Origin of the sequence: Stenotrophomonas maltophilia group sp. RY12688 (assembly GCF_052149045.1) — a bacterium.
Classification (GTDB): domain Bacteria; phylum Pseudomonadota; class Gammaproteobacteria; order Xanthomonadales; family Xanthomonadaceae; genus Stenotrophomonas; species Stenotrophomonas sepilia.
In genome coordinates, this window is the sequence record NZ_CP197389.1 from 572568 (window position 1) to 598542 (window position 25975).

Genomic DNA, 25975 nt, shown 5'->3' on the forward strand with positions numbered 1-25975 from the left:
GGCTACTACCAAGGCGTGCAATGGCATATCCGGTAGGTGCCAACCTTGGTTGGCACGCTCTGCTCACGCCAGGCGCAACGCCAGCACGCCACCGACGATGAGCGACGCTGCCAGCCAGCGCGCGCGTGGTATCCGTTCGCGCAGCAGGAACACCGAGATCAGCAGCGCGAACAGGATCGAGGATTCGCGCAGCGCCGAGATCATCGCCACCGGCGCCTGGGTCATGGCCCACAACGCCATCGCATAGGAGGCGGTGGTGCCGACGCCACCGGCCAGTCCCAGCGGCCAATGCTGCCGCGCATAGTCCAGTACCGCGCCGCCGCGCGTGTACAACGCCCACAGCGGCAGCGGAATGCCCGACAGCAGGAACAACCACAGCGTGTAGCTGAGCGCGCTGCCGGACTGCCGTGCACCCTGCGCATCGACCAGCGTGTAGGTGGCGATCATCGCTGCGGTCAGCAGCGGCAGGCGCAGTTGGCCGCCACGCGCACCCACTGCCATGCACAGGATGCCGGTGCTCACCAGCACCACACCCAGCCACGCTGCAGCGGGCAATGGTTCACCGAGCAGGGTGCCCGCCAGTGCGACCAGGATCGGCGCGCTGCCACGCATCAGCGGGTAGGCCAGGCTCATGTCGACCTGCTGGTAACAGCGTGCGACCAGCCCGTAATAGGTCACCTGCAACAGCACCGATGCGCCCAGCCAGGGCCAGCTGTGCGCGGCGGGAAAAGGCAGGAAGGGCAGGGCGGCGGCCGACAGCAGCGCGGCGCTGCCGGTGACCAGCACGGTGCCGAGGAACTTGTCCGGCCCGCGCTTGACGATCGCATTCCAGCTGGCATGCAGTGCCGCAGCGGCGAGAACCAGCAGGAAGATCGAAAGAGGCATCCGGCGATGATGCCATGCGGCGGAAATGGAAACGCCGGGCATCGCCCGGCGTTTCCGATTCCGCTTGGGTGGGTGCCAACCTCTCCCGGCGTGGTAGGCGCCAACCTTGGTTGGCACGCACCAGAGCGCGGCGTTACAGCTTCGCGCGCTGTTCGCGCAGGCCGGCCAGCTGGGTGTTCCAGTCGGCCAGGCGCACGCGTTCCTGCTCGACCACGGCCGGCGGCACCTTGTCGGTGAACTTGGCCAGCTTGGTCTCGCTCTTCTCCTTTTCGGCTTCGACGCGAGCGATTTCCTTGTCCAGGCGCACGCGCTCGGCATCGAGATCGACCAGGCCTTCCAGCGGCACCAGCAGCTTCAGCTCGCCCACGATCGCGGCGGCCGCCGGCGGTGCGCTTTCGCCTTCGGCCAGCCACTGGATGCTGTCCAGCTTCAGCAGGAACGACAGCGAGGTGCTGAAGCGTTCGATGCGCACGCGGTCCTGCGCCAGGCCGGCCTGCAGGCGCAGCGGCACCTGCTTGGACGGTGCGACGTTCAGTTCGCTGCGCACGCGACGCACCGCGCTGATCACCGCCTTCAGCCATTCCACGTCGGCCTCGGCCTGGGCGAAATCACCGGCGAATTCGGCGGCGGTCGGGTACGGGCGCAGCGACAGCGTGGTTTCGGCCAGGCCCAGGCGCGGGGCCAGCTGCTGCCACAGCTGTTCGGTGATGAACGGCGTGAGCGGGTGCAGCAGGCGCAGCAGCGCTTCCAGCACGTACAGCAGGGTGTGGCGGGTGCTTTCGGCATCAGCCGCGTCGGCACCGTTCAAGGCCGGCTTGCTCAGCTCCAGGAACCAGTCGCAGAACGCGTTCCAGGCGAACTCGTACAGGCACTGCGCCAGCAGGTCGAAGCGATACGCGGCGAAATGGCCCTGAGCTTCGGCGGTGGTGGCGGCCAGGCGCGCGAGGATCCAGCGCTCGGCATCGGTGCGCGGCTTGGGCACGCCGGTGAACGCAGCGCCTTCGGTGTTCATCAGGGCGAAGCGGCTGGCGTTCCACAGCTTGTTGCAGAAGTTCTTGTAGCCCTCGGCGCGGTTCATGTCGAACTTGATGTCGCGGCCATGGGTGGCCAGCGCGGCGATGGTGAAGCGCAACGCATCGGCACCGTGGGCGGCGATGCCGTCCGGGAATTCCTTGCGGGTGGCCTTCTCGATCTTCTCGACCATCTTCGGCTGCATCAGGCCGCCGGTGCGCTTGGCGACCAGGTCGTCGATGGTGATGCCGTCAATGATGTCCAGCGGGTCGAGCACGTTGCCCTTGCTCTTGGACATCTTCTGGCCCTGGCCGTCGCGGATCAGGCCGGTGAAGTAGACGTCCTTGAACGGGATCTTCCCGACCAGGTTGTCGGTGGCCATGATCATGCGCGCCACCCAGAAGAAGATGATGTCGAAGCCGGTGATCAGCACCGACGATGGCAGGTAGCGGTCGAAGCCGCGCTCGGCCATGGCCTGCTCATTCGGCCAGCCCAGGGTGGAGAACGGCCACAGCTGCGAGGAGAACCAGGTCTCCAGCACGTCGCTTTCCTGGTTCAGCACCACGTCGCTGCCCAGGTTGTGCTTCGCGCGCACGTCCTCTTCGCTGCGACCGACGTAGCAGTTGCCGGTGGCGGCATCGAACCACGCCGGGATACGGTGGCCCCACCACAGCTGGCGGCTGATGCACCAGTCCTGGATGTTGTTCATCCAGTGGCGGTAGGTGTTGATCCAGTTCGGCGGCACGAAGGAAATGCTTCCGTCCTCGACCAGTTCCAGGCCACGCTTGGCCAGGTCGTCCATCTTCACGAACCACTGGTCGGTCAGGTACGGCTCGATCACCTGGCCGGTACGGTCGCCGCGCGGCACCTGCAGCTTGTGCGCCTTGGTCTCGACCAGGATGCCCAGGTCTTCCAGTTCGGCCAGCACGGCCTTGCGCGCTTCATAGCGGTCCAGGCCCTGGAAGCGTTCCGGCGCGTTTTCGTTCAGCGCCGCCACCGGGGTGAACAGGTTGATCATCGGCAGGCTGTGGCGCACGCCCACTTCGTAGTCGTTGAAATCATGCGCCGGGGTGACCTTGACCACGCCGGTGCCGAACGCGCGGTCCACGTAGTCGTCGGCGATCACCGGCACGCGGCGGCCAGTCAGCGGCAGCACCACGCTCTTGCCGATCAGGTGCGCATAGCGCTCGTCCTCCGGATGCACCATCACCGCGGTATCGCCCAGCAGCGTTTCGGGGCGGGTGGTGGCGACGACCAGGTAGTCGCGGGTTTCGCGCAGCGTTTCCACGCCGTCGGCATCGCGCTCGACGTGCTCGTAGCTCAGGCCTTCGTCCAGCGTGTAGGCGATCGACCACAGGAAGCCGTCTTCCTCGGCGCTCTCCACTTCCAAGTCGGAAATGGCGGTCTTCAGCACCGGGTCCCAGTTCACCAGGCGCTGGCCGCGGTAGATCAGGCCCTGCTCGTACCAGCGCACGAAGGCTTCATTGACTGCCGCCGACGGCTGCGGGTCCATGGTGAAGGTGCTGCGCGACCAGTCGGCGGAGGTGCCAAGGCGACGCATCTGGCGTTCGATGGTGTCGCCGGACTGCTGCTTCCACTCCCAGACCTTGCCGATGAAGCCCTCGCGGCCCAGCGAATCGCGGGTCTCGCCCTTGCCTTCCAGCGCCAGGTTGCGGCTGACCACCATTTCGGTGGCGATGCCGGCGTGGTCGGTACCGACCTGCCACAGCGTGTCGTAGCCGCGCATGCGGTGGTAGCGCACCAGCGCGTCCATCAGGGTCTGCTGGAAGGCGTGGCCCATGTGCAGGGTGCCGGTCACGTTCGGCGGCGGCAGCAGGATGGTATACGGCTCGCCCGTGCCGGACGGCTTGAAGTGGCCGGCCTTCTCCCAGGCCTCGTAGAGGTCGGTCTCGAAGGACTTCGGGTCGTAGCTGGAGGCGAGTTGGGTCATGCGGGGGAACCAGGAGGTAATCGTTGAAGGATCAGGGCGCGGCGGCGGCCCATCAAGGGGGCCGGGGCGCGCTCACATGTCATGCTTGTTCAGGTCGTAACCGGCGGCCTTGTACTGGCGCCAGCGCTCGCGCAGCGGTTCGCGCGCTTCCGGATCGGCCGGCACCACTTCCAGCACGCGCTCGCACTGGCCCAGCCAGGGCTCGTCGCGCAGGTTGATCACCAGCGGACGCGCCGGTGCCTCGGTGCCGGGTACCGCGATCAGTACCAGGGCCTCTTCCTCGTCCATGTCTTCGCCGGCGATCTGGTGCGGGATGTAGGCGTCGTTGTCGAAGGCCCACAGCAGCTCGTCCAGCTCCTCGGCCTGGGCCTGGTCACGGGCCAGCACCAGGGTGAACAACCCGGCGTCGTTGGCCTTGCGCGCCAGCTCACAGACCAGGCGCAGCGGCTCGGTCAGGAAGCGGGGCTTGGCGATCAGGTAGAAGTCGGCGCGGGGCATGGCAGGGTCCGGGTCAGGCAGGGGCCCGGCAGTGCCGGGCGAGGCCCCGGCCGGCGTCTGCCGGCCAGGGGCGGGTACGGCATCAGGCGCGGGCGGCCTGGTCCAGCAGCCACTGGCTCAGCAGGCCGACCGGGCGGCCGGTGGCCATGCCACGCTTGCCTTCATCGCTGGCCACGCCGGCGATGTCCAGATGGGCCCAGCGCTGGCCTTCGGTGAAGCGCGACAGGAAGCAGCCCGCGGTGATCGCGCCGGCCCAGCGGCCGCCGATGTTGTAGACGTCGGCGAAGGTCGAATCCAGCATCGGCTGGTACTCGTCCCACAGCGGCAGGCGCCAGGCGCGGTCGAACACATGCTCGCCGGCGGCCAGCAGTTCATTGGCCAGGTCGTCGTGCTTGCTCATCAGGCCGGCGGTCTGGTGGCCGAGGGCGACCATGCAGGCACCGGTCAGGGTGGCGACGTCGACCAGCGCGGCCGGCTCGAAGCGCTGTGCGTAGGTCAGCGCGTCGCACAGGATCAGGCGGCCTTCGGCGTCGGTGTTGCCGACTTCGATGGTCTTGCCCGACATCGAGGTGATCACGTCGGACGGACGGTAGGCATTGCCATCGATGGCGTTCTCCACCGCCGGGACCACCACGACGAGGTTCAGCGGCAGCTTGGCCTTGACCGCAGCGACGAAGGTGCCGATGACGTTGGCGCCACCGCACATGTCGTACTTCATTTCCTCGATGCCGCCCTGGGTCTTCAGGTTGACGCCACCGGTATCGAAGGTGATGCCCTTGCCGACCAGCACATAGGGCTTGGCGTCGCCTGCACCGGTCCACTTCAGCACGACCAGGCGCGGGCGGTTGGCCGAGCCACGGGCCACGGCCAGCAGTGAGCCCATGCCCAGCGCTTCCATCTGGTGCTCGTCGAGGATCTCGGCTTCGGCACCCTCGTGCTCGCCGGCGAACTTCACGCCCACGTCGGCCAGATAGGCCGGGGTGCAGTAGTTCGGCGGCAGGTTGCCCAGCTCACGGGCGAACTCGACGCCGGCGGCAATGGCCTGGCCCTGAGCCAGCGCCTGCGCGTCGTCACCGGCGATGGCCAGCTGGGTCAGACCGGCGTCGTCGGCCTTCTTCTTGCCCAGGGTGGCGGTATAGCGGTAGGCGGCGTGATCGGCGGCGATCACCGCCTGACGGATCGCCCAGGCCGCGTCGCGGTCCTTCACCGCCACTTCGGACAGGGTGAACAGTGCGCTGCGGGCAGCACCGGCCTTCAGCGCGCGCACGGCGTCGCCCATGGCCTTCAGGTACTGCGGCACGCCGAAACGGGCGGCTTCACCGAGGCCGACCACCAGCACGCGCGGGGCGGTCACGCCCGGCAGGTCGTGCAGCAGGGTGGTTGCGCCGGTCTTGCCGGACAGGTCGCCACGCTCGGCCAGCGCCGCCAGGCGGCCACCGCTGGCGGCATCCAGGGCCTGCGCGGCCGGGGTCAGGGTATGGTCGGCATACGCGCCGACCACCAGGCAATCAACGGTGGCAGCGGCCGGAGCAACGTGGTTCAGGGTGAATTCGAGGGCCATTGAGCAGATTCCATTGGCGAGTCCGTACAATCGCAGGCCGTTTACGCCCAGACAGTAGACTGGGCGGCACCGCGAACGAACCCCAGAGTTTAAACCACCGCCCCATGCTGAAGCTCGACCGATACCTGCTGGGCGATTTCGTCCAGAGTTTCCTGGCTACCCTGATCGTCCTGCTGGTGGTCAGCGTGGGCGGCGTGCTGGTGGACATCCTCGGCAACATCGCCGACGGACGCCTGCCGGCCAAGCTGCTGTTCTCCCAGCTGGGCCTGCAGTTCATCGCCTACCTGCCGCTGATCCTGCCGCTGGCATTGATGCTGGGCCTGCTGCTGGCCGTGGCGCGGCTGTACCGCGACTCGGAAATGGCGGTCATCACCGCCATTGGTGTTGGCCCCAAGCGACTGCTGCGACCGCTGCTGATGCTGGTGGTGCCGGTGGTGCTGCTGGTCGGCGCCTGCTCGCTGTGGCTGGGCCCGTGGGCAGGCCGGGTGGCCGAGCAGATGATCATCGAGGCCAACCGCAGCGTGCTGATGGCCGGCCTGGAGCCGGGCCGGTTCACGCCGCTGCCCAATGGCGGCGTGGTCTACCTGTCCTCGATCTCGCCTGACGGCACCGAGCTGGGCAAGGTGTTCCTGCAGCGGCAGAAGGACGATCGCCTGGAAGTGGTGTCGGCCAACAGTGGCCGCATGTACTTCGAGGGCACCCGCCAGCGTTTCCTGGAGCTGGATGATGGCCACCAGGTGGAAGGCCCGGTGGCCGCTGGGCTGGATTACCGGCTGGCGACCTTCGCCCGCAACGACGTGGCCCTGCCCGATGGCGCACAGACCCGCACCGAGGACGACCCGGAACTGATGCCGACCCTGCAGTTGGTCGGTGATGCACGGCCGCAGGCGCAGGCGCAGCTGCATCGCCGGCTGGCACCGCCGCTGATCGCGCTGGCGTTCGCCCTGCTGACCGTGCCGCTGGGCCGCAGCTCGCCGCGCCAGCAGCGCTATGGACGCATGATGCTGGCCCTGCTGGCCTACATGGTGGGCACCAACCTGATGTTCATCGGCAGCGGCTGGATTGCCAACGGCAAGATTCCGCCCGCGCTCGGCCTGTGGTGGTTGACCCTGCCGCTGCTGGCGCTGGCGATCTGGATGTATGTACGTGATGGCCGCCTGGCCCGCCCGAAGGGAGCCCGCGCATGAGGCTGCGCCCGATGCGTTTCGACCTGTACCTGGGCCGGTCGGTGTTCACCACCGTGCTGCTGACCTGGGCGGTGCTGGTGGGCCTGGACGTGGTGATGGCCTTCTCCGGCGAGTTCAAGGACATCGGCAAGAACGGCTACACCCTGGGCCATGCCGCCGCGTGGGTGCTGTACACCGTGCCGCGCCGCGCCTACACGATGTTCCCGACGGCCGCGGTGATCGGCGCACTGATGGGCCTGGGCCAGCTGGCCGCGACCTCGGAGCTGACCGCACTGCGTGCACTGGGCCTGTCGCGTAAGCGCCTGAGCGTGTCGGTGGCGATTGCGCTGTCGCTGCTGACCGCGGTGATGGTGCTCAGCGCCGAGACGCTGGGCCCCTGGGGCCAGGACCGTGCCGATGCGCTGAAATCCAGCGCCAAATGGGGGCGGGATATTGCCACTACCCGTTACTCGGGGCTGTGGGCACGCGAAGGCGACACCTTCCTCAATGCGCAGAGCGGCGAGGAGCAGCTGGTGGGCGACAAGGGCACGCGGCTGATCCTGCGTGATGTGCGCCTGTACCGGGTCGCCGAAGACGGCAAGATCGCCTCGTTGACCCATGCCGCCACCGCCGAGCACGACAAGGACGGCTGGGTGTTGACCGGCGTGCGCCGCGACACCTTTGGCGAGCGCTCGGCAACCCGTCAGGAAGTGGCACGTGAGCCCTGGAACTCGAAGTTGGACCCGGCCGCGCTGGCGACCGGTATCGCCAAGCCGCGCAACCTCAGCGTGTCCGAGCTGAGCACCAGCATTGCCTACCGCGAACGCAACGGGCTGGACGCGCGCGATTTCGAGGATGTGTACTGGAGCCGCTGGTTCTATCCGGTGAACGTGCTGGCCCTGTGCCTGGCGGCGGTGCCGTTCGCGTTCGGATCGCTGCGCAGCGGCGGCATGGGCAAGCGCTTGTTCCTGGGCATCCTGTTCGCATTGGGCTTCTGGCTGCTGCAGCTGTTCTTCGGCCGCATGGCCGGCGCGCTGAAGTTCGATTACCGCATTGCCTACGCGTTGCCGCCGATCGTGATGCTGGCGGTATCCGGACTTCTGTTCCGGCGCAAGTCGGGCTGATTCTGATTGTTGTAGAGCCGAGCCTGTGCTCGGCTGTCACGTACAGTGCGGAAAGCAGCCGAGCACGGGCTCGGCGCTACAGACAGCGCCTTACCGTTTCGGCATCCGCACCAGGCGGGTACCGCTGGCGCGGTCGTGCCAGGTCAGGCGTTGGCGGTCGACCCACGCCCACCAGAATCCCAGTCCGCCCAGCAGCAGGGACAGCGTGCCCACCGCAAAGCGCAGCCACAACTGGCCGCGCCGCAACGGCGTGCCATCGATTGATCGCACTGTCAGCCGCCACGGGCGCATGCCCAGGGTCTGTCCACCGCGGCGCCAGCTGGCCGTCGCGTACCAGCCCGTGATCGCCCAGCACACCGCCCAAAGCAGCCACTGCCAGGCACTGAACGGCGCGATGTTCTCGCGTTGCGCGTGGCCGCTGAAGGTGTAGGCGAGGGTGAACAGCGTGCCGGCCAGCATCCACAGCGCCAGCACCGGCAGTGCGTCGTAGACCATCGCCAGCACGCGCCAGGCCAACAAGGCACGTGGGCGGGGCATTTCGGTAGCGGCCGCAGGGGCCGTGTCGGTGGCAGGGCGGGACATGCGCCGAGCATACGCAAAGCTGGCCGTGCCCGCAGTGGCCCTCGTATCCTGCACGCATGGCCCTTGTCTCCACCCCCGCAGAACGCCGCCAGCTGGTCCAGCAACTGCCCGAGCTTCGCGCCGACGACGGCGTGCGCATCCAGCGCTTCCTCGATGCGATCTGGGCCGAGAACGGCCTGGCCCGTGCCACCCTCGACAGTTACCGGCGTGACCTGGAAGGGCTGGCGCGCTGGATGGATGGGCGCGACGGTGGCCTGGCCGGCATCGAGCGTCCTGGGCTGTTCGATTATCTGGCCTGGCGCACCCGGCATGGCTGGTCACCGCGCAGCAACGCGCGCCTGCTGTCGGCGTTGCGGGCGTTCTTCGCCGATGGCGTGCGCCGCGGCGAACGCAGCGAGGATCCCAGCGCGCTGCTGGACCCGCCGAAGTTGCCACGGCTGCTGCCCAAGGCGCTGGCCGAGAGCCAGATCGATGCGCTGCTGGCGGCCCCGGACGTCGACAGCCCATTGGGCCTGCGCGATCGCGCCATGCTGGAACTGATGTATGCCGCGGGCCTGCGCGTGAGTGAACTGGTGCTGCTGCCCGCGACGGCGGTCAACCTGCGCCAGGGCGTGCTGCGGGTCACCGGCAAGGGCAGCAAGGAACGGCTGGTGCCGCTGGGAGAGGAATCCCAGCACTGGCTGGAGCGCTACCTGCAGCAGTCGCGCCCGCAGCTGGTCGGCAAGGGCAAGGTGCATGCCCTGGCGGATGGGCAGGCCCCGTTGTTCATTGAACCGACGCTGCATGCGCTGACCCGGCAGGCGTTCTGGCATCTGGTCAAGCGCCACGCACAGGTGGCCGGCATCGACCCGGCGCGGATCAGCCCGCATGGGCTGCGGCACAGCTTCGCCACCCATCTGCTCAACCGCGGTGCCGACCTGCGCGCGCTGCAGATGCTGCTCGGCCACAGTTCATTGTCGACCACCCAGATCTACACCCTGGTAGCGCGCGAGCACCTGCAGAAGCTGCACGCCCGCCACCATCCGCGTGGCTGAGTGCCGGGCTGAATCGCTGCCCGGGGCGCTGCCGGGCGTCGCTGCCCGGTACCGGCGGCTGTGTCAGAATCCGGGGTCTTCTTCTGTCGCGGACCGCTCCATGCTCCGATTTGCCATCGCCGCCGTGTTCGGTGCGCTCAGCCTGACCGCCTGCGCCCAGCCGGCTCCGCCGGCCGCCAAGGCACCCGCCGCCGCTGCGGCCAAGGCCAATCCGGCCGCGAATGCGCCGGCCGACCAGGCGGTACGCGCCGCATTGACCGCGTTGAACCCCGGTTTCCAGGTGGACTACATTGGCGCCGCGCCGTTCCCCGGCTTCCGCGAGGTCGTCGTTTCAGGCCAGCTTCTGTATGTGTCCGATGACGGCCGCTACCTGTTCCAGTCTCAGCCCTACGACACCCGCGCCAAGGGCCCGGCCAACAGCGAAGGCCTGCTCGGCTATCGCCGCGGCCTGCTGGCCAAGGCCAATCACGGCGATCGCATCGTGTTCGCCGCGCCGAACGCCAAGTACACCATCAGCGTGTTCACCGACATCGAGTGTGGTTACTGCCGCAAGCTGCACCAGGACATCGCCGAGCTCAACCGCAACGGCATCACCGTCGAGTACCTGGCGTTCCCGCGCATGGGCCTGGGCAGCAAGGACTACACCGACATGATTTCGGTCTGGTGTGCAGCGGATCGTCGCCAGGCGCTGACCAACGCCAAGCGCGGCGGCAACGTTCCCGCCAGGAACTGCACCAATCCGGTGGCGATGCAGTACGCGCTGGGCCAGCAGCTGGGCGTGAATGGTACGCCGGCGATCTTCGCGCCGGACGGCACCCAGCTGGGGGGCTACCTGCCGCCGGCACAGCTGCGTGCGGCGTTGGAGAAGCTGTCGGCCAAGCGCTGACGCAGAATTGTGGAGTCGAGCCATGCTCGACTGCGGAAACATCAGCCGAGCATGGGCTCGGCTCCACAGATCAGAGGCCGGGGGCGCAAAATGCGCCCCCGGCTTTTCCCTTATTTCAGGCCATCACTGACTGCCTTGGTCAGCGTGCCCTGCGCATCGTCACCGCTGAACTCCCAGACGAACGCGCCGCCCAGGCCCTGGGTCTTCACGTAACCCATCTTGCGGGTGATGTTGGCCGGGGTGTCGAAGCTCCACAGCGTGCTGCCGTTGTAGATCCAGGTGGCACCGGCGGTGTTGTCGGTGTAGCCCGGCCACGCCAGGTTCTTCAGCACCTTCCAGTCCTCGATGCCGGCTTCATACGTGCCCGGGGCGGCACCGCTGGCGGTCTGGTACAGGCCGTTGTTGGCATTGGCCACGCCGGTCCAGCCACGCCCGTAGTAGCCGATGCCCAGGTTGAGCTTGGCGGCGGGCACGCCACGGCTGATGAAGGCCTCGATGGCGTCGTTGCTGTTGTACAGCTTCTGGTCGCCGGTGGACGGATCATTCGGCGAATCGAACAGCGCCGACTGGTGATTGGTCTTCGCATCCCACGCGCCGTGGAAGTCGTAGGTCATCACGTTGATGTAGTCCAGGTACGGGTGGTACGCCGCCGGATCTGTGACGCGGATCTTGTCGATGCCGGCACCCACCGCCACCGTCAGCAACAGGCCCGGACGCACCGCATCGAGCTGGCGGCGGAACTCGGCCATCAGCGCGGTGAAGTTGGCGTTGTCTTCCGGCTTGCCGCATTCGATGCCGCAGGCCACCGGGTATTCCCAGTCGATGTCGATGCCGTCGAACACGCCCAGCGCCGCACCGGCGCCGCCGGCACCGTCGGTCACCGGCAGGTTGCCCTTGATGTAGGCGTCGATGCACGAGGCAACGAAGGCCTGGCGGTTTTCCGGGCGCGCCGCGCTGGAGAAGCCGCGCGACCAGGTCCAGCCACCCAGCGAGATCAGTACCTTCAGGTTCGGGTACTTGGCCTTGAGCTGCTTGAGCTGGTTCCAGTTGCCGCGCAGCGGCTGGTCCCAGGTATCGGCGCTGCCGCTGACACTCTCGGCGGCACTGAAGGCCTTGGTGTAGTCGGCGAAGGCATCGCCACCGGCACCGCTGTTCGGATCCGACGGCTGGGTGATGCCGACTTCGCAGCGGTTGTTGCGCACGTTGCCGAACGCGTAGTTGATGTGGGTCAGGCGCGCCGCCGAACCGCTGCTGTCGATGTTCTTGACCCGGTAGTTGCGGCCGTAGATGCCCCACTGCGTGAAGTAACCGATGACCCGCTTGCCGGTGGTGCCACCGTCACCGGCCAGCGTGGTGGCGCTGATCTCGGTGCCCTGCGCCGACGCGTTGCCGGCGTTGTCGCGCGCCCGCACGCGGTAACGGTAGGTGGTCGATGCGGTCAGCCCCCCATCCACATAGCTGGCACTGGACGGCGAACCGACCAGGCTTCCGTTACGGTACACGTCATAGCCGGCCAGGCCACTGCCACCGGTGTTGTCGGTGGATGGGCTCCAGCTGAGCGCGATGCTGTTGGCAGTGCGCGTTCCGGCCGCCAGCCCGCCGGGCACGCTCGGCGCGGTGGTGTCGCCGCTGGCGGCGTTGACGGTGATGGTGACCGTCGCCGTGCTGGCGGTGGCATTGTTGTTGTCAGTGGCCACCGCGCGCAGGGTATGGCTGCCGGCGCTGGCATTGGTCCAGCTGGCTGCATACGGCGCACTGGTGGCCACGCCGAGCGTGCTGCCGTCGCGGAAGAATTCGACCTTGGCGACGCTGCCGTCCGGATCGCTGGCGGTGGCGGTCACGTTGACCGTGCTGCCGGCGCTGAAGGTGGCGCCGTTGGCCGGCGAGGTCAGGCTGACCACCGGCGGCTGGTTGGTGCCGCTGCCATCGCAGGCACCGAGGTTGGTGTAGTAGGGCGCACCGGCCGGATGGTCCGGTGGCGCGTTCCAGATGTCCTGGTTCGCCCGATAGAGGACGCCTCCTTTCTGCAGGGTATCGCCGGCCCGGTAGATCTTGGCCTGGTCCCACTGGGCCACGCCGGCACAGCTGGCAGCCTGCGCCAGGCCGGGCAGGGCGGCGCTGCCGGCGGCCAGGGCAAGCAGCCAGGCCAGATGGCGGGGACGACAGCTTCGGGTCGAACGTTCGGCACTGCGCACAATCGGGTCGTACATGGGTGAGTCTCCGATCAAAGGGCGCGCGGGCCCCGATGGCGCCGCGCGTGACGCAGGTCCGGGCATCGCCCGGGAAGGCGACGGAGGGGCCGGACGGAGGCACCTGGGAGGCCGGGGAGAGAGTCCGGCACCAGGTGGGGACAACGTTGTCATCAATCGCGTGGTCAATCCGTGAGCAAGCGCATGGTTCGGCGATTTGGGCGGAAAGCGGCGCTGGCGCGCAGTCGGCGGCCATCGGCGGAGCCCCCTCGTGGCTGGGGCTTGCCGCGAACAGCGGATTTCTGGGGGTTGGCCGGGCGGCTGGGCTGCGCAGGGGGCGCTGCAAGTACGTCCATGTAAGCTCGGTCGCCGCATCCATGCGGCTCACGCCCCTGCGCAGCCCACCCGCCCGGCCACGGACAGGTTCCTGCGCGGCCAGCCACGAAAGACAGAAGAAAAAAACAAAGGCAAAAGCCGGTCGCTGCGCTCTTCAATGCCTGATTTCTGACATTTCCTGGTTGCCGGCCAGCGGCCGGCACTACCGGGAAGCGTCCACGCATGGCCGCAGATCGCGGGAAACTGTCGGGGCGGGGTGGTGGGAGCCAGCAGGACCGTTGGCGCCATGGATGGCGCCATCGAGCCCCCATGGATGGGTTTACGGCGTGTCCTGCTGGCTCCCACCGCCCCGCAAGCTCACAGAAGCCAGCTCTTGCTGTTGCTTTGGCCGTTGCCGTTGCTTCGGCCGTGGCCTCGGCGGGTGCCGGGCGCCGCCCGGCCAAAGCCCACCCCCCGCTTCCGGTACAATGTCGGGCCCGTTTCCCAACTACGGTTCCCCGGACATGATGGTCCTCGAGGGCGCGCCCGCCCTGTCGCCGTTCCGCCGCGAACGTCTTGAATCCCGCCTGCAGTCCATCGCTCCCTCCCTGCGCATCAGCGGTGCCTGGCACGTCTACTTCGTGCAGCCCGAAGGCAGCGCCGCTCCCGACCTGACCACGCTGTGCCGCATCCTCGAAGCGGCGCCGCAGGCCGAGGCCGTGGCCGACGGCGCGGTCAGCCGCATCGTGGTGCCGCGCCTGGGCACGCTGTCGCCCTGGTCGAGCAAGGCCACCGAACTGGTCCGCGGTGCCGGCCAGCCGGTCAGCCGGGTCGAGCGTGGCCTGCGTATCGACGTGCAGGGCTGGCCGGCTGATGCCGCCGTGCAGCAGGCGCTGGTCAAGGCGCTGCACGACCCGATGACGCAGTCGGTGCTGGAGACCGTGGAGCAGGGCCAGGCGCTGTTCTCGGCGCCGGCCCGTGGCGAGCTGGAACGCGTGCCGGTGGACCAGCTGGAGGCCGCCAACCAGCGCCTCGGCCTGGCCATGGCCCAGGACGAGATCGACTACCTGCGTGAACGCTTCACCGCGCTGGGCCGCTCGCCGTCGGACGTGGAACTGATGATGTTCGCGCAGGCCAATTCCGAGCACTGCCGCCACAAGATCTTCAACGCCAGCTGGACCATCGATGGCCAGGAACAGGACCGCTCGCTGTTCCGGATGATCAAGAACACCCACCAGCAGACCCCGCAGCACACGCTCAGCGCGTACAGCGACAACGCCGCGGTGATCGAAGGCCATCCGGCGTCGCGCTACCGTCCCGATCCGGCCAGTGGCGAATACCGCCGCGAAGCGCAGGTGCCCAGTGCCTTCCAGATCAAGGTGGAAACCCACAACCACCCGACCGCGATCGCACCGTTCCCGGGCGCTTCGACCGGCGCGGGTGGCGAGATCCGCGACGAAGGCGCGACCGGCCGTGGCGGCAAGCCCAAGGCAGGCCTGACCGGCTTCTCGGTCTCGCACCTGCGCATTCCGGAATTGCCGCAGCCGTGGGAGGCGCCGCGCGCGCTGAACCCGCGCATGGCACCGGCGCTGGAAATCATGACCGACGGCCCGCTCGGCGGCGCCGCGTTCAACAACGAGTTCGGCCGCCCGAACCTGCTCGGCTACTTCCGCAGCTTCGAGCTGCCGGAAGGCGCCGACCTGGTGCGCGCCTACGACAAGCCGATCATGCTGGCCGGTGGCCTCGGTGCGATCGATCGCGTGCAGGTCGACAAGATCCCGCTGCAGGCCGGTGATGCGGTGATCGTGCTGGGTGGCCCGGCGATGCTGATCGGCCTGGGCGGCGGTGCGGCCAGTTCGGTGGCCTCCGGTGAAAGCGCCGAGGACCTGGACTTCGCCAGCGTGCAGCGCGACAACCCGGAAATGGAGCGCCGCTGCCAGGAGGTCATCGACCGCTGCGTGGCGATGGGCGCCAACAACCCGATCAAGTTCTTCCACGACGTCGGCGCCGGTGGCCTGTCCAACGCCATCCCCGAACTGCTGCACGACTCGAACGTCGGTGGTGTCATCGACCTGGGCAAGGTGCCCACCGATGATCCGTCGCTGTCACCGATGCAGCTGTGGTGCAACGAGTCGCAGGAACGCTACGTGCTGGGGGTGGCCCAGGAGCGCCTGGCCGAGTTCGCCGCGCTGTGCGCCCGCGAACGCTGCCCCTTCGCGGCCGTCGGCGTGGCCACCGATGAAGAGCATCTGGTGGTGGCTTACGGCGCCGTGCCGGGCCACACCCCGGCCGATGCACCGATCGACCTGCCGATGGACGTGCTGTTCGGCAAGCCGCCGAAGATGCATCGCGACACCGCGCACCCGCCGGCACCGCGCTGGCCGGCGCTGAAGACCGGTGGCCTGGACCTGCAGGAAGCCGGCCTGCGCGTGCTCGCGCACCCGACGGTCGCTTCGAAGAACTTCCTGGTCACCATTGGTGACCGCAGCGTCGGCGGCCTGACCGCGCGCGAACAGATGGTCGGCCCGTGGCAGCTGCCGGTGGCCGACGTGGCGATCACCCTGGCCGACTTCGATGGCGTGGCTGGCGAAGCGATGTCGATCGGCGAGCGCACCCCGCTGGCCCTGCTCGATGCCGCTGCTTCGGCACGCATGGCGGTGGGCGAAGCGCTGACCAACCTGTGCGCGGCCCCGGTCGATGCGCTGGATGAGATCAAACTGTCGGCGAACTGGATGGCTGCAGCCGGTCACCCCGGCGAAGACGCGCTGCTGTACGACGCGGTGAAGGCGGTGGGCATGGAACTCTGCCCGCAGCTGGACATCAGCATCCCGGTGGGCAAGGACTCGCTGTCGATGCAGGCGCAGTGGCACGACCAGGGCGAAGCGCACAAGAGCGTGTCGCCGGTGTCGCTGGTGATCTCGGCGTTCGCGCCGGTCGCCGACGTGCGCCAGCAGTTGACCCCGCTGCTCGACCGGGAGGTGGACAGCGAGCTGTGGCTGATCGGCCTCGGTGCCGGCAAGCAGCGCCTGGGGGGGTCGATCCTGGCCCAGGTGCATGCCGACCACGGCGACCTGCCGGCCTTCGCCGGTGCCGCCCCGGACCTGGACGATCCGCAGCGCCTGCGGGGTTTCTTCGAACTGATCCGCGATGCACGCCAGTCCGGCCTGCTGCTGGCCTACCACGACCGCAGCGACGGTGGTGCCTTCGCCGCGCTGTGCGAAATGGCGTTTACCTCGCGCCTGGGCCTGGACATCACCCTCGATGCCTGGGGCGATGATCCGTTCCGCAGCCTGTTCAACGAAGAACTGGGTGCGGTGGTTCAGATCGCACGCGAAGACCGCGCCGCGTTTGCCGACCTGGTCGAACGCCATGCATTGACCGAATGCGCGCAGCGCATCGCCAAGCCGACCACGGCACCGGTGGTGCGCGTGTCGCTGGGCGGCGAGAACCTGGCCGAGTGGCGCTGGGAGGCCTTGTTCGACGCCTGGTGGTCGGTCACCCACGCGATGCAGAAGCGCCGCGACAACCCGGCCAACGCCGATGCCGAGCGCGAGGTCGCGCGTGCCTTCAACGCACCGGGCCTGAAGCCGAAGCTCAGCTTCGACCTCAACGAAGACGTGGCCGCACCGTTCATCAGCACCGGAGCGCGTCCGCGCGTGGCGGTGCTGCGCGAGCAGGGCGTCAACGGCCAGATCGAAATGGCCAACGCCTTCGAACGCGCCGGCTTCCGCGCCTTCGACGTGCACATGAGCGACCTGATTGAAGGCCGCGTGGCCCTGCAGGATTTCACCGGCCTGGTGGCCTGTGGTGGCTTCAGCTATGGCGACGTGCTCGGTGCCGGCCGTGGCTGGGCCACCTCGATCCTGGAGCGCAGCGCACTGCGTGATGCCTTCGCCGCGTTCTTCGCGCGCGAAGACAGCTTCGCGCTGGGCGTATGCAACGGCTGCCAGATGATGAGCCAGCTGAAGAACATCATTCCGGGTGCCGAGCACTGGCCGCAGTTCCGCCGCAATGCCAGCGAGCAGTTCGAAGCCCGTACCGCGCTGCTGGAAGTGGTGGAATCGCCGTCGATCCTGCTGCGTGGCATGGCCGGCTCGCGCCTGCCGGTGGCGGTGGCGCATGGTGAGGGCCAGGCCGTGTTCGACAATGCCGTCGACCAGGCTGCTGCACGTGTCTCGCTGCGCTACATCGATGGCAATGGCAAGGTGGCCAGCCAGTACCCGCTGAACCCGAACGGTTCGCCGGACGGCATCACCGGCCTGACCAGCAGCGACGGCCGCGTCACCATCATGATGCCGCACCCGGAACGTACCCCGCGCGCGCTCAACCTGAGCTGGGCACCGGCGGAATGGCAGGGTGATTCGCCGTGGATGCGCATGTTCCGCAACGCGCGGGTGTGGTGCGGCTGATCGCATCGTTCCGCGCAGGCCGCAATGCCACCGCGTATGGAAAAACCCGCCGCTTCGTCGGCGGGTTTTTCTTTGCACGCGTGAAACCCTTGTCGCGCCCGCTAGTTACATCGGTTTTCATGCGCCAGCGGTCCGTCACGTGTTCCTAACAAAATACTTTTATAAACACGCGAAATGGTGAACTGCTTCACGGCAATAGCATTTGTCGTGTCAAAGTCTTGACGATCTGCAAAGTTGCCGTTAACACTTGAACCCCGTTTCAGAACCATTCATTCCGCAGTAACCGCTCGGCGTACGCGCTCGGTTTTCTGTCGCTGCGCGCCGTTCGGCAATACCCCGCAGTAAATCACGCGAAAAAACGCCCCCAGGGGACGTTGGGCCAGAAGGCCCGGCGGTGGCGTTGCTTTGCCCAAAACCAGTCCAATCAGGAGCCGTACCGATGAATCGGATTTATCGCAAGGTCTGGAACAAAGCATTGGGTCAGTTGGTGGTGGCCTCGGAACTGGCCTCCTCCGACAGCAGCGGTGGTGTTGTCGACCAGCGCCGCGATACGACACCGGCCACGCCCGCGCTGTTGGCGGTGGCACTGGGCTTGGTACTGGGATTGGGCCTGAGCGGTTCCGCCATTGCACAGTCGGTGCAGATCGGCGGCAGCGCCACCTGCGTGGCATTCAGCGGCAAGCTGCTGGAAAAATGCCTGGTGGAAGGCTCCGCCAGTGCCAAGGGCAGCAACGCGGTGGCGATCGGCAGCAACAGCAGCGCCACTGCCGCCAACAGCGTGGCGCTGGGCGCAGGTTCCAGGGCCACCCGCGCCAACACGGTGTCCGTTGGCGATGCCGGCAAGGAACGGCAGATCACCAACGTGGCTGCAGGCACCCAGGCCACCGATGCGGTGAACAAGTCACAGCTGGATGCGCAGGCGCGCGCCACGCAGGCCGCGCTGGCGGACGTCGCCGCAGATGGAAACCGCTATTTCAAGGCCGATGGCGCAGGTGATGACAGCGACGCGGCGAAGATCGACGGGCAGGGCGCGGTTGCAGCGGGCGCCGGTGCGCAGTCGTTGGCCAATGCCACCACCGCCATCGGTACCCAGGCGATTGCCGCCGGCCTGGGCGCCAGCGCGTTCGGCCAGGGCGCATTGGCAATCGGTGACGCCAGCGTGGTGGTCGGGCAGAGTGCTGCCGCGTTCGGTCTTGGTGACACCGCCGTCGGCGCCAGTGCCTATGCCGCAAGCGAGAATGGCGCGGCCACCGCCCTGGGCGCGTTGTCCGAAGCCACTGCCGATGGCGCCACTGCCGTGGGTGGCGGTGCCGTGGCGATGGGCCCGGGCAGTACCGCACTGGGCCGAGGCGCCACCGCCGCCAACGAAGCATCGATCGCGGTGGGTGCGTTCAGCACCGCCGTGGGTGAGTACAGCGCCGCGCTGGGGTCAAACTCGGCGGCGGTTGCCACCGGCAGCGTGGCGCTCGGCGCCGGCTCGCTGGCCGACCGCGTCGATACTGTCTCTGTCGGCGCCGCCGGATATGGCCTGACCAGGCAGATCACCAGCGTCGCTGCGGGCACTGAAGATACCGACGCGGTCAATGTCGGCCAGTTGAAGGACGTGGCCGCCGTGGCCGATGCCACCGCCAAGCACTTCCAGGCCACGGGCAGCCGCAACAGCGATGCGGGCGCGCTGGCCGAAGGTGACGAGGCACTGGCGGCCGGCGAGGCGGCCAACGCCATCGGCAATGGCACCACCGCCGTGGGTGCCGGTGCCACGGCCGTTGCGCAGAACGCCACCGCCATCGGCAACAACGCGCTGGCGTCAGGCCAGAACAGCGCCGCGTTCGGCAACAACGCACAGGCGAACGGCCCGGGCAGCGTCGCCGTCGGTGGTGCTGCAGTGGATGCCGATGGCAATCCGCTGATCACCAGTGGCGGCGTGCCGGTGGAAACCGGCGCCACCAGCGCAGGCGTCGGTGGCACTGCAGTCGGTGCCAGTGCCGAAGCCAGTGGATTTGCGGCGTCGTCCTACGGCGTTGGCGCGTATGCCGCCGGTGCGCAGTCGTCCGCATTCGGTGCGGTCGCCAATGCCATCGGTGACTACTCCACCGCACTGGGTACGCAGAGCACCGCCACCGGTACCAGCAGCGTCGCCATCGGTGGCCCGGCCGACCTGATTCCGGGCCTGGGCTTCTTCGTGCAGACCCAGGCCAGCGGCGAAGCGGCGACGGCCGTCGGCGCCGGTGCCATCGCCAGCGGTGATCGTGCGGTGGCCAACGGCAGCCTGACCGAAGCGTCCGGTGCGGAATCCACCGCCGTCGGCTACTTCGCTTACGCCCCGGGTGAGAATGCCAGCGCGCTCGGTGCGCAGACCTGGGCCAGCGGCGCGCAGAGTACCGCCGTCGGTTATTACGCCACCGCTCGCGGTGCCAACAGCGTTGCACTGGGCGCGAACTCCGAAGCGGTGCGCGCCAACAGTGTGGCGGTCGGCAGCGCAGGCAACGAGCGGCAGATCACCAGCGTTGCCGAGGGCAGTGAAGCCACCGATGCGGTCAATCTGGCCCAGTTGAAGGGCGTCGCTGCCGTGGCTGATGCCACCGCCAAGCACTTCCAGGCCACCGGCAGCAGCAACAGCGATGCCGGTGCGCTGGCCGAAGGCGAAGATGCGCTGGCCGCCGGCGAGGCGGCCAACGCGATCGGCAATGGCACCAGTGCACTGGGTGCGGGCGCCGTCGCCATCGCGCAGAGCGCCACTGCCGTCGGCAGCAATGCGCTGGCTTCGGGGCAGGGCAGCGCGGCCTTCGGCGCGGCGGCCACCGCCAGTGGCAGCAACGCCACCGCCCTGGGAACGCAGAGCAGCGCCACCGGCGCCGGCAGCGTCGCCATCGGTGGCCCGGCCGACATCGTGCCGGGCATGGGCCTGTATGTGCAGACGCGGGCCAGCGGTGTGTCCTCCACCGCGGTAGGCGGCGGTGCGGTCGCCAGTGGTGACCGTTCGTTGGCCAACGGCAGCTTCACCGAAGCAGTGGGCGCGGAATCCACCGCGCTGGGTTACTTCGCTTATGCCGCAGGCGACAACGCCAGTGCACTGGGCGCGCAGACCTGGGCCATCGGCAAGGACAGCACGGCCATCGGCTACTACGCCACCGCTGGCGCCGAAAACAGTGTCGCGCTGGGCGCCTATTCGGGCTCCAATCGGGCCAATACGGTGGCCGTGGGCACCAATGGCAATGAACGCCAGATCGTCAGCGTGGCCGCGGGTACGCAGGCGACGGATGCAGTGAACAAGGCGCAGCTGGACGCTGTGGCCAGCACCGCCGACGGCACCGCGCGCTTCTTCCAGGCACAGCCCGAAGCGGGCAGTGATGCCGGTGCGTTCGCCGAGGGCGAAGGTGCGGTCGCGGCCGGCTCCTCGAGCAACGCGATCGGTGCTGGTGCAGTTGCACATGGCGCTGCCGCGTCAGCGATGGGTGATGACAGCGTGGCGGTGGGTCGCAACAGCAGCGCCACCGGCAACGGCGGTGTTGCCATCGGTGGCCTCGGACAGGCCTACGACGAGTACAACCAGCCGATCATCGGCGCCGACGGAAAGGCGCAGCAGGTGGGCACCACGGCGGTTGCCGATGCCACGGCGGTCGGCAGCGGTGCGCAGGCCACCGGTGCCGTGAGCAGCGCGTTCGGCAATGCCGCCAAGGCCAGCGGCGACAACAGCTTCGCGGCCGGCGGCAAGTCGCGTGCGACCGGCAGCTATGCCGTTGCGGTCGGTGACAGCGCCTTCGCCAGCAGCGATGACAGCACCGCTGTCGGTGGCTACAGCTGGGCCACGGCCAGTGGTGCGAGCGCCTTCGGTTCCGGTGCATGGGCCACCGCCACCAACGCCTCGGCGTTCGGCAACGCGGCATGGGCCAGCGGCAGTGGCGCAACCTCCATCGGCTACAACAGCTGGGCCAATGGTGCCAGCTCAACCGCAGTCGGCCGTGGTGCCTTCGGCTATGGCGACAACAGCGTGGCGCTGGGCTTCCAGGCGCTGGGTAACAGCCTCAACAGCATTGCCATCGGCACCAACACGGTGGCCGGTGGTGAAAGCGCGATCGCGCTCGGGGCCGGCAGCAACGCCAGCGCCAGCAACGCTGTCGCGCTCGGCGCCGGCTCGGTTGCCAACCGCGCCCGCAGCGTGTCGGTCGGCAGCACCGGCAACGAGCGGCAGATCACCAACGTCGCCGCTGGCACCCAGGCCACCGATGCGGTGAACAAGGCGCAGCTGGATGCGGTGGCGAGTACCGCCACCACCACCAGCCGCTTCTTCCAGGCCAGTGGCAGCGGCGGTGACGTGGCCGGTGCGCTGGTGGACGGTGACAACGCGCTGGCCGCCGGTGATGCGGCCAACGCCATCGGCAACGGTGCCACCGCACTCGGCAGTGGTGCCAATGCGCTGGCCAACAACGCGCAGGCGATCGGTTTCAACGCGCTGGCCAGCGCCGCCAACGCCAGCGCCGTCGGTGCCAACGCACAGGCGACCGGTGAGTACGCCACCGCGCAGGGTGCGGAAAGCGAAGCCAGCGGCGAGCAGAGCGCGGCGTTCGGTGCCGCCAGCATCGCCAGTGGTGCCGGCAGTACCGCCAACGGTGTGTTGTCCGAAGCCTCCGGCGAGGAAGCCGTGGCGGTGGGCTACTTCAGCAATGCCAGCGGCAGCGGCGCCACCGCGGTCGGCAGCGAAAGCGTCGCCAGCGGCACGGCGTCGGCAGCGTTCGGCATCGGCGCCGAAGCGACCGGTGGCTACAGCACCGCCATCGGTGGCTATTCCCAGGCATCGGCGTTCAACGCCACCGCTTTCGGCAACTTCGCCAGTGCCACCGGTTCCAACAGCGTGGCGCTGGGCGGCGACTCCGAGGCGTCGGGTGCCTACAGCACCGCCACCGGCCAGGGTAGCCTGGCCACCGGCACCAACAGCGTCGCCGTCGGTGGTTCGCTGTTTGGCGTGCTGGCCACCGAAGCATCGGGCAATTACTCCACCGCCGTCGGTGGCGGCGCCTGGTCCGGCGGCATCAACAGCACCGCACTGGGCAACGCCGCCGAATCGCGCGCTGCCAACAGCGTGGCGCTGGGTGCCGATTCGATCGCGGACCGTGACAACACCGTGTCGGTAGGCGGTGCTGGCAACACCCGCCAGATCACCAACGTGGCCGATGGCACGCAGGGCAATGATGCGGTCAACAAGAACCAGCTTGACGCCGTAGCCGCAGCAGCGGAGAAGACCAGCAGGCAGTTCCAGGCCAGTGGCAACGCCGAGGGTGAAACCGGCGCCCTGGTCGAGGGTGACAACGCGCTGGCGGCCGGTGATGCGGCCAACGCCATCGGCAACGGTGCCACCGCACTCGGCAGCGGCGCCAATGCACTGGCCGCCAACGCCACGGCGGTCGGCATCGATGCGCTGGCCACCGGCAACAACGCCGCAGCACTGGGCAGTACCGCACAGGCCACCGGCGAAGACAGCCTTGCGCTCGGTACCGGCGCCAGCGCCAGCGAGCTCGGCGCCAGCGCGGTAGGGGCGCGTGCGCAGGCCAGTGGTGCGTACAGCACCGCGACCGGCACCGAATCCAACGCCAGTGGCACGCAGGCACTGGCCAGTGGCTTCCGCAGTGCCGCCTCTGCCGATGGCACCACCGCCGTCGGTGGCTATGCCGAAGCGAGCGGACGCCTCGGCACCGCGTTGGGCTACGGCTCGGCCGCCAGCGGGGCCAACACCACCGCGGTCGGCTTCGGTGCCGCCGCAGCCGGTACCGGTGCCGTGGCCGTGGGCCAGTCCAGCGAGGCCAGTGGCGAGGAGAGCGTGGCCATTGGTGGCAGCACCTTCTTCGGCTTGATCCCGTCGCGTGCCAGCGGCACCGGCGCGGCGGCCTTCGGTGCCGGCGCCTGGGCGACCGAAGATTACGCCACCGCGATCGGCTGGAATTCGTGGGCGGATGCCGCAGATGGCACGGCACTGGGCGCCAGTGCCACCGCCAGTGGGTTGAACAGCGTGGCGCTGGGCGCCGGCTCCAAGGCCGAGCGCGACAATACCGTGGCCGTGGGCACCGCGGGCGGTGAGCGCCAGGTGACGCATGTGGCAGCCGGCACCGAGGCCACCGACGCGGTGAACAAGGGCCAGCTGGACGCGGTTGCCAGCGTTGCCGACAGGACTGCCCGGCAGTTCCAGGCCAGCGGCAACGCCGACGGCGAAGCCGGTGCCCTGGTCGACGGCGACAACGCACTGGCCGCCGGTAACGCGGCCAACGCCGTCGGCAACGGCGCCACCGCGCTGGGCAGCGGAGCCAATGCCATGGCCGTCAACGCCACCGCCGTCGGCGTCGATGCCCTGGCCACCGGCAACAACGCCGCGGCTCTGGGCAACAACGCACAGGCCAGTGGTGTCGACAGCGTGGCGGTGGGCAGCGGCGCCAGCGCCAGCGAACTCGGTGCCAGCGCCAGCGGCACCGGTGCCCAGGCCAAGGGTGCCTACAGCACCGCCAGTGGTGCGCAGGCCACGGCCAGCGGCACGCAGTCGCAGGCCAGCGGCTTCCGCGCCAACGCCTCGGCTGACGGTGCCTCCGCGCTGGGCAGCTATGCCGAAGCCAGTGGCCGGCTTGGTACGGCGGTCGGCTACGGCAGCAAGGCCACCGGCGCGAATGCCACCGCAGTGGGTGTCAGCGCCAATGCGTCGGCAGCCGGCAGCATCGCACTGGGTGCCGGCTCGGTGGCTGATCGTGCCAACACCGTGTCAGTGGGCAGCAGCACCAGTGATCGTCAGATCACCCGTGTCGCCGCCGGTACCGAGCGCACCGATGCAGTCAATCGTGGCCAGCTCGATGCGGTCGCGGCGACCGCCGATGGCACCGCACGCTACGTCAAGGCCACTGGTGCGGGTACCGCCAGTGCCAGCGGCAGCGATGCCGCTGCGGTCGGTTCGGCCGCCACTGCCAGTGGTGCACGCAGCAATGCGCTGGGTGCCAACGCGATGGCCATTGGCAATGGTGCGCTTGCACTGGGCAACAGCGCCGGCGCGTCCGGTGCGAACTCGGTGGCTCTGGGGGCGGGTTCGCGTGCGCTCGATGCCAACGTGGTCTCGGTCGGCGGCGGCAATGGCACCGATGGCCCGGCCACGCGGCGCATCGTCAATGTGGCCGACGGCCGCATCGCTGCCGGCAGCACCGATGCGGTCACCGGTTCGCAGCTCAACGTCACCAACCAGCGCGTGGGCGCAGTGGAAACCCGCGTCGGTGATTTCGATTCGCGCATCGCGACGGTCGAGACCACGGCGGCCAGTGCAGTCGGCTATGACGACGCCAGCCGTGATCGCCTGACCCTCTCCGGCTTCCAGGGCACCACCATCGACAACGTCGGTGCCGGCAGCATCGCCGCCGGCAGCCGCCAGGCGATCAATGGCGGGCAGTTGTTCCAGTCGCTCAGTGATGCCGCCAGCTTCCTCGGCGGTGGCGCTAGCGTCGGCATGCAGGGCGTGTTCGTGGCGCCGAACTACGTGATCCAGGGCGCCACCTACAGCAACGTCGGCGATGCGCTCGGTGCGCTGGACCGCAAGGTCAGCGAGATCGATCGCCGCACCGCCGGAGGCACGCGTTCGGGAACGGCAAGCCTGCGTTCGATGAGTGCCTCGCTGGATGAAAGCGCACTGGCCAGCGTCGCCGACGCACCGGCCACCGCCGACGCGGCACCGGCCAGCACCGCACGCGTGCAGGGCACGCCGACGGCCGCCGCCGCCGGTGCCGGGATTCCGGTTGGCACCCCGGCCACGGGCTTCAATGCCGTCGCCATGGGGGAGGGCGCAGTGGCCAGTGGCGCCTCGTCCACCGCCATCGGCCAGGGTGCCAGTGCCACGGCTGCCAACGCGGTGGCTTTGGGCCAGGGCTCGGTTGCCGATCGTGCCAACACCGTGTCGGTCGGTAGCGAAGGCAACGAACGCCAGGTCACCAACGTCGCCGCCGGCACCACTGCCACCGACGCCGTCAACAAGGGCCAGCTGGACCGTGGCATGGCCACTGCCAACAGCTACACCGACAGCCGCGTGCAGGCCGTCGCCGACAGCTTCGATGTGTTCAAGGGCGAGATCGACGGGCGCCTGCGCCACATGGATCGCCGCATCGACCGCCAGGGCGCCATGAGCGCGGCGATGCTCAACATGGCCACCAGTGCCGCCGGTATCCGCACCCAGAACCGGGTCGGCGTCGGCATCGGTTTCCAGGGCGGCGAGTCGGCGTTGTCGCTGGGCTACCAGCGTGCGATCAGCGATCGCGCCACGGTCACCTTCGGCGGTGCCTTCAGCAGTGACGACAGCTCGGTCGGCGTTGGTGCCGGCTTCGGCTGGTAAGCCAAACCACTGCGCCG

At 68.6% G+C, this 25975-nt stretch carries 12 protein-coding genes; 6 read left to right on the forward strand and 6 right to left on the reverse strand.

Going from position 1 to position 25975, the window contains the following annotated elements:
- Positions 1 to 63: 63 nt before the first annotated feature.
- From ACS0OT_RS02635 to ACS0OT_RS02650, 4 genes are all read right to left on the reverse strand, one after another.
- Positions 64 to 885, reverse strand: coding sequence for an EamA family transporter (locus ACS0OT_RS02635; protein ID WP_005415209.1), 822 nt, complete (start codon positions 883 to 885; stop codon positions 64 to 66).
- A gap of 133 nt (positions 886 to 1018) precedes the next feature.
- Positions 1019 to 3847, reverse strand: coding sequence for a valine--tRNA ligase (locus ACS0OT_RS02640; RefSeq protein ID WP_164230470.1), 2829 nt, complete (start codon positions 3845 to 3847; stop codon positions 1019 to 1021).
- 72 nt (positions 3848 to 3919) lie between these two features.
- Positions 3920 to 4345, reverse strand: a complete 426-nt coding sequence (locus ACS0OT_RS02645) for a DNA polymerase III subunit chi (RefSeq protein WP_005415211.1) — start codon at positions 4343 to 4345, stop codon at positions 3920 to 3922.
- 82 nt (positions 4346 to 4427) lie between these two features.
- Positions 4428 to 5906, reverse strand: coding sequence for a leucyl aminopeptidase (locus ACS0OT_RS02650; RefSeq protein WP_262089853.1), 1479 nt, complete (start codon positions 5904 to 5906; stop codon positions 4428 to 4430).
- Between the two features lie 104 nt (positions 5907 to 6010).
- Here ACS0OT_RS02650 and lptF point away from each other — a divergent pair, with 104 nt between their 5' ends.
- Both lptF and lptG read left to right on the forward strand, forming a co-directional pair.
- Entirely contained in the window at positions 6011 to 7093 is a 1083-nt protein-coding gene (lptF, locus tag ACS0OT_RS02655) for an LPS export ABC transporter permease LptF (RefSeq protein ID WP_065179144.1), read from the forward strand.
- Positions 7090 to 8196 (forward strand): LPS export ABC transporter permease LptG, encoded by a 1107-nt coding sequence (lptG, locus tag ACS0OT_RS02660; protein ID WP_049414332.1) that lies wholly within the window; start codon positions 7090 to 7092, stop codon positions 8194 to 8196. Before lptF ends, lptG begins: the two co-directional genes overlap by 4 nt.
- 90 nt (positions 8197 to 8286) lie before the next feature.
- Here lptG and ACS0OT_RS02665 read toward each other — a convergent pair whose 3' ends face one another.
- Entirely contained in the window at positions 8287 to 8778 is a 492-nt protein-coding gene (locus tag ACS0OT_RS02665) for an RDD family protein (protein ID WP_065179146.1), read from the reverse strand.
- Between the two features lie 56 nt (positions 8779 to 8834).
- Here ACS0OT_RS02665 and xerD point away from each other — a divergent pair, with 56 nt between their 5' ends.
- Entirely contained in the window at positions 8835 to 9812 is a 978-nt protein-coding gene (xerD, locus tag ACS0OT_RS02670) for a site-specific tyrosine recombinase XerD (protein WP_005415216.1), read from the forward strand.
- Positions 9813 to 9912: 100 nt separating this feature from the next.
- Complete coding sequence (locus ACS0OT_RS02675) at positions 9913 to 10698, forward strand: thioredoxin fold domain-containing protein (protein ID WP_053500398.1); 786 nt, start codon at positions 9913 to 9915, stop codon at positions 10696 to 10698.
- Between the two features lie 110 nt (positions 10699 to 10808).
- Here ACS0OT_RS02675 and ACS0OT_RS02680 read toward each other — a convergent pair whose 3' ends face one another.
- A complete protein-coding gene (locus ACS0OT_RS02680; protein WP_164230468.1) occupies positions 10809 to 12908 on the reverse strand; it encodes a glycosyl hydrolase family 18 protein in 2100 nt (699 codons plus the stop codon).
- An 818-nt stretch (positions 12909 to 13726) separates the two neighbouring features.
- Here ACS0OT_RS02680 and purL point away from each other — a divergent pair.
- Both purL and ACS0OT_RS02690 read left to right on the forward strand, forming a co-directional pair.
- A complete protein-coding gene (purL, locus tag ACS0OT_RS02685; RefSeq protein WP_442256027.1) occupies positions 13727 to 17611 on the forward strand; it encodes a phosphoribosylformylglycinamidine synthase in 3885 nt (1294 codons plus the stop codon).
- A 439-nt stretch (positions 17612 to 18050) separates the two neighbouring features.
- A complete protein-coding gene (locus ACS0OT_RS02690; RefSeq protein ID WP_442256028.1) occupies positions 18051 to 25958 on the forward strand; it encodes an ESPR-type extended signal peptide-containing protein in 7908 nt (2635 codons plus the stop codon).
- Positions 25959 to 25975 lie beyond the last annotated feature (17 nt).

What these genes read in the sequence shown, in the direction of transcription:
- ACS0OT_RS02680 (WP_164230468.1), bottom strand. Translation starts at nt 12,908, where the DNA reads ATGTACGACCCGATTGTGCGCAGTGCCGAACGTTCGACCCGAAGCTGT.
- ACS0OT_RS02665 (WP_065179146.1), bottom strand. Translation starts at nt 8,778, where the DNA reads ATGTCCCGCCCTGCCACCGACACGGCCCCTGCGGCCGCTACCGAAATG.
- xerD (WP_005415216.1), top strand. Translation starts at nt 8,835, where the DNA reads ATGGCCCTTGTCTCCACCCCCGCAGAACGCCGCCAGCTGGTCCAGCAA.
- ACS0OT_RS02635 (WP_005415209.1), bottom strand. Translation starts at nt 885, where the DNA reads ATGCCTCTTTCGATCTTCCTGCTGGTTCTCGCCGCTGCGGCACTGCAT.
- lptF (WP_065179144.1), top strand. Translation starts at nt 6,011, where the DNA reads ATGCTGAAGCTCGACCGATACCTGCTGGGCGATTTCGTCCAGAGTTTC.
- ACS0OT_RS02650 (WP_262089853.1), bottom strand. Translation starts at nt 5,906, where the DNA reads ATGGCCCTCGAATTCACCCTGAACCACGTTGCTCCGGCCGCTGCCACC.
- ACS0OT_RS02645 (WP_005415211.1), bottom strand. Translation starts at nt 4,345, where the DNA reads ATGCCCCGCGCCGACTTCTACCTGATCGCCAAGCCCCGCTTCCTGACC.
- lptG (WP_049414332.1), top strand. Translation starts at nt 7,090, where the DNA reads ATGAGGCTGCGCCCGATGCGTTTCGACCTGTACCTGGGCCGGTCGGTG.
- ACS0OT_RS02675 (WP_053500398.1), top strand. Translation starts at nt 9,913, where the DNA reads ATGCTCCGATTTGCCATCGCCGCCGTGTTCGGTGCGCTCAGCCTGACC.
- ACS0OT_RS02690 (WP_442256028.1), top strand. Translation starts at nt 18,051, where the DNA reads ATGAATCGGATTTATCGCAAGGTCTGGAACAAAGCATTGGGTCAGTTG.
- purL (WP_442256027.1), top strand. Translation starts at nt 13,727, where the DNA reads ATGATGGTCCTCGAGGGCGCGCCCGCCCTGTCGCCGTTCCGCCGCGAA.
- ACS0OT_RS02640 (WP_164230470.1), bottom strand. Translation starts at nt 3,847, where the DNA reads ATGACCCAACTCGCCTCCAGCTACGACCCGAAGTCCTTCGAGACCGAC.